At 61.5% G+C, this 12,475-nt stretch carries 12 protein-coding genes; 3 read left to right on the forward strand and 9 right to left on the reverse strand.

The annotated features are described in order from the left end of the window. Positions 1–212 precede the first annotated feature (212 nt). Both VKS22_12750 and VKS22_12755 read left to right on the forward strand, forming a co-directional pair. The gene (locus VKS22_12750) at positions 213–488 is read left to right on the forward strand and encodes a carboxymuconolactone decarboxylase family protein (GenBank protein HLW71478.1); all 276 of its coding nucleotides are present in this window, start codon (positions 213–215) and stop codon (positions 486–488) included. A gap of 16 nt (positions 489–504) precedes the next feature. Further along, complete coding sequence (locus VKS22_12755) at positions 505–1,893, forward strand: DUF1329 domain-containing protein (protein HLW71479.1); 1,389 nt, start codon at positions 505–507, stop codon at positions 1,891–1,893. Positions 1,894–1,966: 73 nt separating this feature from the next. Here VKS22_12755 and VKS22_12760 read toward each other — a convergent pair whose 3' ends face one another. From VKS22_12760 to VKS22_12800, 9 genes are all read right to left on the reverse strand, one after another. Continuing rightward, entirely contained in the window at positions 1,967–2,911 is a 945-nt protein-coding gene (locus VKS22_12760) for a HEPN domain-containing protein (protein HLW71480.1), read from the reverse strand. After that, positions 2,887–3,363 (reverse strand): hypothetical protein, encoded by a 477-nt coding sequence (locus VKS22_12765; GenBank protein HLW71481.1) that lies wholly within the window; start codon positions 3,361–3,363, stop codon positions 2,887–2,889. Before VKS22_12765 ends, VKS22_12760 begins: the two co-directional genes overlap by 25 nt. Before the next feature lie 84 nt (positions 3,364–3,447). After that, positions 3,448–4,284: a 3-deoxy-8-phosphooctulonate synthase gene (kdsA, locus tag VKS22_12770; protein ID HLW71482.1), complete on the reverse strand. Its 837-nt coding sequence runs from the start codon at positions 4,282–4,284 to the stop codon at positions 3,448–3,450. Beyond that, positions 4,281–5,936, reverse strand: a complete 1,656-nt coding sequence (locus VKS22_12775; GenBank protein ID HLW71483.1) for a CTP synthase — start codon at positions 5,934–5,936, stop codon at positions 4,281–4,283. Before VKS22_12775 ends, kdsA begins: the two co-directional genes overlap by 4 nt. Positions 5,937–5,979: 43 nt before the next feature. Continuing rightward, entirely contained in the window at positions 5,980–6,705 is a 726-nt protein-coding gene (gene kdsB / locus VKS22_12780) for a 3-deoxy-manno-octulosonate cytidylyltransferase (GenBank protein HLW71484.1), read from the reverse strand. A 233-nt stretch (positions 6,706–6,938) separates the two neighbouring features. Continuing rightward, a complete protein-coding gene (locus tag VKS22_12785; protein HLW71485.1) occupies positions 6,939–8,363 on the reverse strand; it encodes a hypothetical protein in 1,425 nt (474 codons plus the stop codon). Positions 8,364–8,439: 76 nt separating this feature from the next. Further along, positions 8,440–9,336: a hypothetical protein gene (locus VKS22_12790; protein ID HLW71486.1), complete on the reverse strand. Its 897-nt coding sequence runs from the start codon at positions 9,334–9,336 to the stop codon at positions 8,440–8,442. A 61-nt stretch (positions 9,337–9,397) separates the two neighbouring features. Further along, positions 9,398–10,051, reverse strand: a complete 654-nt coding sequence (locus VKS22_12795; protein HLW71487.1) for a hypothetical protein — start codon at positions 10,049–10,051, stop codon at positions 9,398–9,400. 368 nt (positions 10,052–10,419) lie between these two features. After that, a complete protein-coding gene (locus VKS22_12800; GenBank protein HLW71488.1) occupies positions 10,420–11,769 on the reverse strand; it encodes a DUF1329 domain-containing protein in 1,350 nt (449 codons plus the stop codon). Between the two features lie 219 nt (positions 11,770–11,988). Here VKS22_12800 and VKS22_12805 point away from each other — a divergent pair, with 219 nt between their 5' ends. Continuing rightward, positions 11,989–12,390, forward strand: a complete 402-nt coding sequence (locus VKS22_12805) for a VOC family protein (GenBank protein HLW71489.1) — start codon at positions 11,989–11,991, stop codon at positions 12,388–12,390. Positions 12,391–12,475 lie beyond the last annotated feature (85 nt).

The following is a 12,475-nucleotide window of genomic DNA, read 5'->3' on the forward strand; positions in this document are numbered from 1 at the left end:
GGGAGTCCGCGAGCTGCGTTTCGAACATGTCCGTCAAGCGCCTTTTACCGAAGTAACACCACTTCTCGAATCGAAGCAAAGCGGCGATTATCCGGCGACGCCTTGCAGATGGAGTGGTGCGCTGGAGTCCGGACCAAATTCGTACGGAGGAAATCAAAATGGCCGCATCCCCAAAATCATCACCGTCCCCTTTGGAGCCCCTACGCCCGATCGTGCCGAAGCTGGTTGATCTCACTGAAAAGGTGCTTTTCGGCGACGTCTGGGAACGTCCCGAGCTCTCCAAGCGCGACCGCAGCTTGATAACCTGCGCGGCGCTCGTCGCGCTGCAGCGGCCCGATCAACTGCGGGGTCATCTCAAACGCGCGCTGGGCAACGGCGTTACCAAGGACGAGCTCAGCGAACTCATCACGCATCTGGCCTTCTATTCGGGATGGCCGACCGCGGTGACGGCGGCGGCGATCGCCAAGGAAGTCTTCGAGAAGCCCTAACTCTGCGAAAAATACAATGAGATCATTTGCACGTCCATTTTTCGCATCGCTGGTTGTGATTGGGTTCGGGGCGCTGGCCGGACCATCCGGCTTCGCCGCCGCAACCAGCGACACTACGTTTCCCGCGATGCCGCCCGCTGTGAACGCGTCGTCCGGCGCCAACGGTGGACAAGCGGCGGTGGCCGCGGCCCCATCGATTCCGCTCGGCACCACTATAACGACCGCGAATTGGCGCCAGTATCGGCAATTCATGCCGGACGGGATGGTCACATTATTTGAGGGGCAATCATCCTGGAAGATGCCCGATGATATCGCGATGACCATCGGTCCGACCATGATTCATCCGTTACCGGCGGGCTATCTTGCCGCCACGGAAAAGTACGGTCCCGCCACCAAGCTGGTTGAGTTGCCTGATGGCAGGCTCACGATAAGTGGCTATCAGGGCGGTATACCGTTCCCGAATCCGACGGAACCTCATCGCGGATGGAAGCTGCTTGCCGACTTCTGGTACCGCTATATGCCGCATATCGTGGTCAATACGCCGGACAATCCGGGCTTTGAGTGCACGCTCGACGGTTACGCCGACGTCAACTGCACCAAAGGTCTGTGGGTGGCTCGTCAGCTCTCCTTCAACACTGATCCGGGTACGCCGTCCACGTTCCCGGGCGCTGCCGGCAAGTACTATACGACCTGGTTTATGCTCGAGGAACCCGAACAGCAGCGTTACTCCACCACTCTGACGATGGAGTACACCGATTTGACCCTGCCGGAGGATGTTTACGTCTTTCTGCCGGCGATGCGCCGGACCCAACGTCTGTCCGCGGCCGCGCGCTGCTCGAGTTCGGGCACCGAAATGACGCCCGACGATGGCCGCTTTGCCTTCGACAGTACGATTCCGGATTTCAGCGCTGAGCTGGTCGGCACGCGCAAGATTCTCAACGAAATGGACGTCAAATCGGCCGGTGCAAACTTCCCTGCAGATTACGACATGCCGCTCGGATGGCCCAAACCTTCTTGGGGTCAATGGGAACTGCGCGACTCCTATATCCTCGACATTCGCAAGCTGCCCGCCAAGGCGTCGGGTTATTGCTATGGCAAGCGGATTCTTTATATCGACCAGCAGTTCTTCGGCCCTTTGTGGACTGATCTCTATGATCCCAAGATGCAATTGTGGAAAGTTGCGCTACTGCAACCGATAGTCACTGATATTCCGCGCATCGGGCCGCAGAACTCGACCGGCGCCGCATTTTCTCACTGGTGGGATTTGCAAAGTCATCACGCGACATTTCAGGGACCCAACGACGGCCACGGCTACAACATACTGGTCAACGATAATGTCCCGGCATCCTATCTCGACCTTGAGCGTTACACGACACCCGGCGGCCTCAACGCGGTAATGCGCTAGTCAGATGCCAAGGCAAATCTCGCTGGCGGCCCGATTACTGGTTCGCTGTTGCTCATTTAGGAGAGTTTGTCTCCTAGCTGTAAAACCGGAGGACACGATAGTCCCGACTTCTTGGGATCATCTCCGAAATGGCATCGTCCGAAAGGCCCATTTGCCTGAGGAAACATATTTGTATCGCGAGCCGCAATTTTCTGGTCGCGAGCCAAAGTGGCAAGCCCGTCAGCGCTGCTGATTCCAGCGCGGGTGAATGATGAATGAGGTAGTTCCGAGTATTTATTATCGTTCCAACGAACTGACTCTTGTTGCCGAGGAGCCTCGCGACGCTGTCGGGTTGTTCATCATACAGCTGTTTAAGCCGAGACCTCATGCTTACTTCGTTACTATATTCCAACTTGGCTTTGAGCCATTCGCGGTGTTCCGGCGGAGTCCTCTCCAGCGCCTGCACCAGCCGCAATTGATGGTCCGCCTCTGGTAGATCGAACTGTTTTTTCCCAACTGCCCTATGATAGCTCTCGAATGCGTTGATAGAGCTCAAGAAGTGATGCTCGGTCGCCACGTTGCTGTCAGACTCCGTGTCTAACGAAAAATAGAAATCGAGAGAAGACCGAAAGGCGTTGAATCCCAAGTGCCACTGGCTCACAGACTTGCGAAGATCCCCTGCACCAGTGAGAGTAAAGAGGAAACTCATTGGATGCTCGCGGTCCGGAAGCGGTAGCACTCGCTTTTGGCTGAAGAAAATTTTCGAGGCGGGCAAAAAGGGCCTTCCTCCGGCTATATTCATCACGGCGGTTCGGGGAGTCTGAACGTCAAGCCTGACGCATGGCACGCGACGACCGAGCGCTAGACACATAAGTTGATGAAGCGAGGCCAATGGGGCGGTCAGTATGCTTTCAAAATGGGTTTCCTTATCCGGGGTGAGAGTCAGCCATGCGTGCTGTAGGATTTGTCGCTCGTGAAAAGCATCGCCGCTAGTCTGAGCAGACAATTCCGCCTTCACAGCAACATCATCAAGTTGCATCGCGAGAGGTTCAGGAAATCTGTATTCGATCGAGATACCCGAGGTCTGTTGGAATCCTTGCAGACTGATGACTCCTCGAGGTTGTGGAAATTAACCGATACCGTCGTATAGCGCGCGTCCTTAAATGTTGTTAGATGTTCCCCGACAATCGTCCAAAGGGCGTGGTATCGAGAAGAAGGATTCGCAGAGAAAAGGCTCATTCCGGAGGGTGTACATTTCAAAAGCGTCACTTTCGTGCCATCGCTTGCAACGCCGTGGATCACTTCTTTGTGCGGAGGCAAAGCGAAGGGGCCACTCTTCAACTCGTCTAGCAGGCCATTTATTTCCAGTCTGGTGCCGTTTTCCGGGTCGAACTGGAGATGGCCGGGTACATACAGATCATTTTTCCAATCGGGAAGACCCCAACGACCGTTCAGTTCAAATGAATCCAGAAGGGTGTACTCAAACGACACAGTTAGCCTCGCTCAACGTTGCTTCGAAGTCCGTTCAAAACCGCGCTGCGGACCTTCGAGCTTAGTATTTCTTATTTGAAATGATTAGGCGGGATCGGCGGCCTCGAGCGTCACTTCGCGCAGACGGCGCAACCCATCGAGCAGCTTTGGCACAAGCGCGAGCGGGTAGGAGTTGGGTCCGTCGCTGAGCGCGCGATCCGGATCTTCGTGTACTTCCATGAAAATCGCGTCAGCGCCCGCCGCCACCGCCGCCCGCGCCAACGGTGCGATGAACTCGCGTTGCCCCCCCGAGCGCTCACCACCGGCCCCGCCCCCGGGCAGTTGCACCGAGTGGGTCGCATCGAAAACCACCGGATAGCCGAAGCTGCGCATCACCACCAGCGAGCGCATATCGGAGACCAGGTTGTTGTAGCCGAATGAAAAACCCCGCTCGGTCACGAGGATCCGTCGGTTACCGCAGTTTTCCGCCTTGCCGACGACCGCCTTCATGTCCCATGGCGCGAGGAACTGGCCCTTCTTGAGATTCACCACGGCGCCGGTTTTGGCCGCCGCCGCGACCAGATCGGTCTGACGCGAGAGCAGCGCCGGAATCTGCAGAATATCGACGACGCGAGCAGCCGCTTCCGCCTGGTTCGGCTCGTGAACGTCGGTGAGGATCGCCAGGCCGGTGGCGCCTTTCACCCGTTCGAGGATGCGCAACCCTTTATCCAGACCGGGTCCGCGAAACGCTGCGTGACTCGTGCGATTCGCCTTGTCGAACGAGGATTTGAACACGATCGCGACGCCGGTATCGCGCGCGATCCGGCCTAGTCGTTCCGCATGACGCAGGGCCGACTCGGCGCTCTCGATCACGCAGGGCCCGGCGATTACGGCGAGTTCGCGGCCGCCGAAGATCACGCCACCCGCGTTAATCTCGATCACGACGCGCTGCGCAGCGCGCGCACCTTGGATCGATCAGGCGTGCGTGCGGCCTTGCGGGCGAGCGCCGCCTTAATCAGGCCGCGAAACAGCGGATGGCATTCGAGCGGCCGCGACTTGAGCTCCGGATGGAACTGGCAGCCGAGGAACCACGGATGGCCCGGCAACTCCATGATTTCCACCAGCGCGCCATCGGGCGAAGTCCCCGTCGCCTTGAGGCCAGCTTTTTCCAGCGCGGCGCGATAGACGTTGTTGACCTCGAAGCGATGGCGATGGCGCTCCGAAATCCGGCTCCGGCGGTAGAGGCCGGCGGCGAGCGAGCCCGTGCGCAGCTCGCAGGGGTAGGCGCCGAGGCGCATCGTGCCGCCCTTCTTGTCCACCTCGCGCTGGGCCTCGAGCATATCGATCACTGCATCGGGCGTGCGCGGATCGACTTCGCGGGTGTTCGCCTGCTTGAGCCCCAGCACGTTGCGCGCATACTCGATCACCATCATCTGGAGCCCAAGGCAGATGCCCAGGATCGGCACGCCGCTTTCGCGCGCGAAGCGCACCGCGCGAATCTTGCCTTCAATCCCGCGATCGCCGAAGCCGCCCGGCACGATGATCCCGTCGGCGTTGGCGAGCCGCTCTGACGGATTCCCTTTTTCGAGCTCTTCCGCCTCGACGTAATCGATCGAGACGCGCGCCTCGTTGGCAATCCCGCCATGGGCGATCGCCTCGTGCAGGCTCTTGTAGGAATCGACCAGGTTCACATATTTGCCGACCACCGCGATATTAACGGCAGTCTTGGGATTCTGCGCGGTCTTCACCACGCGCCGCCATTTCGCGAGATTCGGCTCGCCAGTCCAGATATTGAGCTTTTCGACGACACGTTGGTCGAGTTCTTCTTCGTGGAAGCGCAAGAGCACTTCGTAGATTGAATTGACGTCCTCGGCGGCGATCACGCAGTTCTCCTCGACGTTGCAGAAGTGCGCGATCTTGGCGCGAAACTTTTTTTCCAGCGGCCGATCACAGCGGCAGAGCAGGATGTCGGGCTGGATGCCGAGTCCCGTCAGCTCCTTGACGCTGTGCTGTGTGGGCTTAGTCTTGAGCTCACCGGCGGCCGGGATGAAGGGCACCAGCGTCAGATGCACGTAGAGTACGTTCTCGCGGCCGAGGTCCCAGCGAAACTCGCGAATCGCTTCGAGAAACGGCAGGCTCTCGATATCGCCGACCGTGCCCCCGACCTCGACGATACACAGATCGTGGCCTTCGGCGGCCAGCAGGATGCGCCGCTTGATCTCGTCGGTGATATGCGGAATCACCTGCACCGTCGCGCCCAGATAATCGCCGCGGCGTTCGCGCTGGATCACCGTGTCGTAAATCTGGCCGGTGGTGCAGTTGTTGCGCCGGCCCATCGTGGTGTGCACGAAGCGCTCGTAATGGCCGAGATCGAGATCCGTCTCGGCGCCGTCGTCGGTGACGAAGACCTCGCCGTGCTGCAGCGGCGACATCGTACCGGGGTCGACGTTGATGTACGGGTCCATCTTGAGCATCGTGACCTTGAGGCCGCGCGCTTCGAGCAACGCGCCCAGCGAGGCCGCCGCCAGCCCCTTGCCCAGTGATGAGACCACGCCGCCGGTCACAAAAATAAATTTCGTCTTGCCCCGTTCCATACGACTACTTCCCCCCTTTTTACCGTTTCACTCTTCTACTGCTTCACGCCTGCAAGGAGTTCGCGCGTCTCAAATCATCCGGCGTATCGACTTCGAGCGAGGGCGCGACCGAGCGCACGACGCTAATCCGATAGCCCCGCTCCAGCGCGCGCAACTGCTCGAGCTTTTCGATCTGTTCGAGCCGCCCCGGCGGCCACGCCGCGAACTCCAGCAGAAAATCGCGCCGGTACGCATAGACCCCAATATGGCGCAGCGCGGATTTCGGTACGCCGGTGTGGTCGCGCCAAAATGGCATCGGGCTGCGCGAGAAATAGAGCGCGTCGCCGCGCGCATCGCAGACGACCTTGACCACATTCGGATTGCGCCACTCCTCATCGTCCACGATCGGCGTCGCCAGCGTCCCCATCGGAATCGACGCATCGGCGATTATCGGTGCTGCCAGCGCGTCGAGATCATCAGGCGCAATAAAGGGCAAGTCGCCCTGCACGTTCAGATAGATGTCGGCGGGGATCCGCCGCGCGATCTCCGCGATCCGATCGGTGCCGCTCGGATGCGCGTCCGAGGTCATCTCGGCAACGCCGCCGGCCTCGCGCACGACCCGCGCGATCCGCTCGTCATCGGTCGCCACTAGCGTATGCGTCAAGCTCCGCGCCTGGACCGCCTGCCGCCACACCCGCACCACCATCGGGACGCCGCCGACCTCCGCCAGCGCCTTACCCGGCAAACGCGACGAGCCATAGCGGGCCGGGATGACGGCGATTACCGACACCGAATCCTTGTGATCTTATATGTTCCCGAACGACGTAAGCGCGAGTGCACTTTTTACTGTTAACGCAGCTCGCAGACTCGCCTGCCTGATACTGCTGCGCTCTGCCTCGCGTAAGCGTAACCGCCCGATGCGGGCGCTGTCAATTCGGGTGGACGGCGGGATCCGTTGTCCGGTCGAGACGCTCAGACTCGCGACCTCCGGCCCCCGCGCGGTGTCATCCGCGAGTTTGTCGGCTAGTTGCCGGTACCCGTCAAGTTGACGATCTGCGGACTTCCCGAAGCGTTGTCGGTGAACGTCACGGTGCCGGACTGCGCGCCTGTGCTGATCGGCGCAAAGGTCACCGAGACATTACAAGAGGTCAGTGGCGGGAGCGACGCGGGACACTGACTCGCCGCGGAGAATGGCGGGCCGGAAGACGCAATGCTCTCGATATTGAGCGAGACATTTGAGGACGCATCGTCGACCCCGAGCGTTATCGTCTTGATAAAACCTTGCTTGACCGTCCCGAACGCGATCGGGTTGGGCGTTAGCGTGATCACCGACGTCGGAAATGGGGTCGGCGTCGCGGTCCGCGTAGGGGTCACTGTGGGTGTGGGTGTGCGCGTCGGCGTGGGTGTCCGCGTCGGGGTCGCCGTCGGAGTGGGCGTGCGCGTTGGAGTCGCCGTCGGGGTGGGCGTCGGTGTGGGTGTCAGCGTTGGCGTGGGTGTCGCCTCACTCAAAGTGAACTGCTTGAACCAGCCCGCACCGCCGCTGCCCCCGCCTCCGGCGCCGGATCTACTATTTCCGCCCGCGCCGCCGTGTAGCAGGATGGCGCCGGCATGCGCGAGGTATTTGGGGGTCGCGACCAGGACCACGCCGCCACCGCCGCCACCGGAGCCGCCGGCATAGATCGCCCCCGGCCGCGCGTTCGAACCGGGGCCCCCGCTCACGTCGATCGTACCGGTAAGGTTGATCGAATCGGCGCAAATCAGGACTACCCCTCCGCCACCTCCGCCGCCTGCGGGGCCCGTATTAGTGCCGTTGCCGCCCGCGCCGCCGGCGGAGCCACCCAGCACGAGTTGGTCAGCAGTCATCGAGATCCACCTCTGCGAGGCAGCCGTGGCGACGCTGCCGGCGGTGCCGCTCTGTCCGACTGCGCCGCCAAGCCCGCCGACCGTCACGTGCAATTGATTGTAGTCGGGGTTCGTGTTGAACGGTCCGGTGGCGAAGGTATTGTCGGCGCCGAAAGCATTGCCAGTAAGCCCATTGAGACCAGGCATCCCACCCGGCGCCGCGCCGCCGCCGCCGCCGCCCGAGCCGCCGCCGTCAGCGTAACCAAAGACGCCAAAGTTGCTGTTCGCAGCAAAGATCGTGCCGACAATCTCACACGGCCCATTGACGTAGGCGAGCCATTCGCCACGTGGCAGATTCGGCGACAAGACCTTATTGGCGGTGAAGTTGGTCACCTGCACAGTCACGCCGCTTTGGACGGTTAGACTCGAGTAGCAGTGCGCGCCTTGAACCGCGATGTTGTGGCTCGGATTCGGGTCGGGCTCCTCGCCGTCGCAAAAATAATGCAGCCACGGCGGCCCATCCAGCAACGAAAGCGTTTGCGTCTGCGCGGCGGCCGGCGCGGCCAGCGCAAATCCTGTAAATACTGCAAATACTGCGGCGAGCAACCACAGCCGCGCTCTGACATGCGCCCATCTGCGTGATTGCGACCCGCGCATTTAAGCTGCCCGCTCTCGTCGCATTTCAATTCAGAGTGAACTGCTTGAACCAACCATTACCGCCACCGCCGCCAGCGCCCGCGCCGCTATCGCCCGCGCCGCCCGCGCCACCATCGAGATTCACCGTCCCGCTGTTGGCGGTGTAGCTGGGCGCAGCCATCATCACGAGGCCGCCGCCGCCACCGCCGCCACCGCCGCCACCTTGCGAACCGGTCGCGCCGGCGCCGCCGTTAACGTTGATCGTGCCCTCGAAATCGATCGTCGCGCAGACCAGCACCACCGCACCACCGCCGGCGCCGCCACCCGCCGCTACACCCTGGCCAATACCGCCCGCACCACCCGAGCTTCCGCCCGGCACGCCGAGGGCGAGCCCGGTGTTCCAAATCCACTTCTGCGACGAAAGCGTCGGGCTGCTGCCTGCCGCCCCGCTCAGCTCAGCCTTGCCGCCGAGGCCGCCCGCCGCCGTGGTCACAAAAGCGCCATTGCCGAAAACTGCCGAGAACAGTCCCACCTGCCCGGCATTTGCGGCGGCACCGCCCCCGCCGCCGCCCGAACCACCGCCGTTGCTGTAGCCGGTATTGCTCGCCGTCGCATTGATCGTCCCGAGCACACTGCACGGACCATTGACGAAGGCCAGCAGCGCACCGCGCGGCGAATTCTGTGGCGCCCCAGCTGCGCTTAAAAGATTGGTCACTGTGAGGGTCGCGCCGCCCGGCACCGTCAGGCTCGGGTAGCAATGCAGCCCTTGCAATGAGGCCGAGCCGTTGGGGTCTGGCTCGGAACTGTCGCACAGATAATGGGTCCAGAGCGGCGCGTCGGTGAGGAAAAGCGAAGTCTGCGCCACCGCCCGGCGCACCGCGATAAGGAGCAGGATGAGCGTGAGAAGTCCGAGGAACGATTTCCGATCGCAGGTCTTGACCAAACGCGCTTTTGCCGCGAACCGGTTTGCTTTGCGGCATCGCGACGCGGCTATCGAGCCAGGGTTATTGAAGGACAAACTGTTTGAACCAGCCATTGCCGCCGCTGCCGCCATTGCCCGCGCCGCCGGCGCCGAGGCCGCCACTACCACCATTGACCGCGATCGTTCCGCTATTGGCCAGATAGTTGGGTGAGACCGTTAGCACGACTCCACCACCGCCACCGCCTCCGCCGCCACCCGTGCCGCTGCCGGCTGCTCCGCTCCCGCCGTTCGCGCTGATCACCCCGGTAAAGCTGAGCGAACCACAGATAAGCGCGACGCCTCCGGCACCCAGCCCAGCAGCGGCCGATGGCTTGCCGCCGCCTGGGCCACCAGTAGAGCCGCCAAACTCGCCCAGCGCTAAGGCGTCACCGACCACGAATATCTGCGTCCCCACGCTCGGCCCAGTCCCGTTGGCGCCGCTGTTGCCAGCCCCACCACCGGCTCCGCCCCCCGCCGCGCGCACACTACTCGCGCTGCCCATAAGGGTCCCGTCCGCGCCTACGTTGCCGGAATCGCTCGGCGAGCCTCCACCCCCGCCCCCGGACCCGCCGCCATTACCCTCTAACGGATTAATTGCGTTCGAGTTAATTGTGCCTGCGATCGTGCAGGCGCCACTCACGAAGGCGAAGAACGCTCCCACGGGTACATCCTGCGGGACGCCCGACTTGGATGTCACTGCGCTGACGCTCAGGGTCGCGCTGGCCGGAACCGTCAAATTTTGATAGCAGTGCGCGCCCTGTACGGTGAGCGAGCCGTCAGGGTCGGGTTCCGAACCGTCACAAAAGTAGTGTAACCAAGTGGGAGCATCTGTTAGATAGAGACTAGTAGGCTGTGCGGCGCTGGACCGCGCCAGAGCCATGGTTGCGCTGAGCAGGACAAGGGCGAATTTGCCGCGCGCAACCACACAACCTCGAGATTACTGAACGATAAAAGGCTTACTTGACCACAGTGTGTTCCTTTTTGTCAGTTTAGAGGATTAAAGTCAATCAAATTTTGGTCAGAGCTAGAAATGACTACAGACGGCGGCCCTAAGAGACCAGAGGCCTAGCGCATAATCAGGTTCAGTCCGGCTGCCGTCGTATAGCGAGCGTCGTCGTTGTACTCCTTGGGGGCCTCTTCATTGATGTAATAGGGATGGCCCTGATACGGTTCGCTCGCAAAGGTGGAATGCTTGTGCTGAAGGTCCCACCAGGCCTCGACATCCAAAGCTCCCGTATTGATCGGACCGACCCCCGGGACCTGCGCCTCGATCGGAAAAATCCCCGCGACCTTCCAGAGCTTCAGATCTGTGTCGTATAGCTCTTCCCATAGCGGGGAGCTGAAATGACTGTCGGCGTAGATCACCCGCTTGCCATAGCAGTAGCCTGAGGCCTTGGCGGGAACTTTCTTGACTGCAAGGACGTCGACGAGGCGCAGTTGCCAGTTTCCCCATGACGGTGTTGGGAAGCCGAGCGGCATCGCGACGTCTGCCGGAAAGGCGCCGGTGGGCGGCTTCGCGTCGACCAAGGCGATTATCTGCCGTTGCCCGAGATATTCGACATCGAGCTGCGTCAGGTCGGTATCCAGGCCGTTGTGGAAATCCTCATAGGTTTGATCGAGGCCGGCGCTCTCCGAACATCGCGCGGCGGTGGCGACGGGTTGATAGCGACGCAGCGAGGGCAGGAAGATAAACTCGTCTTCGGGCTTGGTCGGGTCGGCATAGTTGACGGTCAGATAGGCGGTGTATTTGTCCTGCTCAGGCTCGATCGTCATGAACCATTCGGTGAAGTAGCGGGCCGAGGGTCCGGCAGCTTCCGGCGGCGCGTTGACGTCGGTGTTGTAGGCCAACTGGCGTTTGACGCCGACGTAGACCTGGCAGTTGGCGTTGCCGCTGCCGTCAATGCCGCAGCCGGAGCCGGAGGTGTCGACCACCAGATGGGGAATGTAGCGATACCAGAGATTCGCGAGCGTCTTCCAGCCCTTATGCGGCTCGGCCGGGTTCGGAAAGGGGATGCCGCCGTTATAGTTCTGAAGCGAAAGGCCGCCGTCGCGGAGCTCGATCAGCTTGACCTGTGCGGCATATTTTTCGGTCGCGGCGAGATAGGTCTTGGGCAACGGATGAAGCGTCGTCGGACCAATTTCCATGCGGACATCAGCCGGCATTTTCAGCGGATCTTGGCCGGCGAAGAGCCTCGCCATCCCTTCGGGCATCAGGTCCTTGTACTGGCTCCAGTTAGCCATCGTGATTGCCGTGCCGGGCGCGATCGCAGCCGATGCGACAGCCGCCGGCGCAATCGTTGCCGTCGTCCCGGCGGGCTTGACCGCGCCGCTGCCGCCGTCGTCGGCCAGCGCCACGCGAGCGCCGAGCAGGCCAACGATAGCGATCGCGATAATGCTTCGCCTCAATCCGTTCAATCTATCGCCCTCCATCTCTCAGCATTCAATTCCAAGGGTCGTGGAATCGCTAGCACGGTAGTCGCTTGACGTTCAAACGCGATCGCCTTCGCGCCGTTGCGAAAACCCGGACGTCAACAGCTTGCCGAGGTCACGCAACTGAACTAAGAGCTAGATGAGGCCGCTGCGCTCGAGTCGCGCTGAGAGGACCGGGGAGCAGCGTGCCGAAGGAGAACTACGATGCTGAAGACCGGACGGGTCAATCATATCGCCTTCAAAGTTACTGACGTCGACAAGTCGCGCGAATTCTACGAGACCGTCGTCGGCCTCAAAAAAATCCCGCGTCCCAAGATCAATATTCCGGGAGAGTGGTATCAGCTCGGCGAAAACGCACTGCATCTAATCGGCGGCCAGAGGAAGCCCGCCGGCATCGATCCGACCGGGCCGCACGTCGCGATTCAGGTTGATGACATCGACGAGACCAAGCGCACACTCGAGGGGCTGGGCATCACCTATCTTGACGCCGCGGCCTTGATGAAGGACCTCAAGCTGTCGCCCGAGCAGATGAAGATGGTCGGCAAGCAGGTCTGGGTGCAGGATCCCGACGGTAACGTGCTCGAGCTGCAGCAGCGCCTCGAGTAGACGCGGGCTTACCGCGCTGCACAAATTCTCGCTGAGCCGGCGCGCCTGCTAGGATGCATCGTACGGCGCTGAGCGCCGTACGATA

The sequence above is a fragment of the Candidatus Binataceae bacterium genome, from assembly GCA_035308025.1.
Taxonomy (GTDB): domain Bacteria; phylum Desulfobacterota; class Binatia; order Binatales; family Binataceae; genus JAJPHI01.

What these genes read in the sequence shown, in the direction of transcription:
- VKS22_12775 (HLW71483.1), bottom strand. Translation starts at nt 5,936, where the DNA reads ATGGAACGGGGCAAGACGAAATTTATTTTTGTGACCGGCGGCGTGGTC.
- VKS22_12755 (HLW71479.1), top strand. Translation starts at nt 505, where the DNA reads ATGAGATCATTTGCACGTCCATTTTTCGCATCGCTGGTTGTGATTGGG.
- VKS22_12805 (HLW71489.1), top strand. Translation starts at nt 11,989, where the DNA reads ATGCTGAAGACCGGACGGGTCAATCATATCGCCTTCAAAGTTACTGAC.
- VKS22_12760 (HLW71480.1), bottom strand. Translation starts at nt 2,911, where the DNA reads ATGCAACTTGATGATGTTGCTGTGAAGGCGGAATTGTCTGCTCAGACT.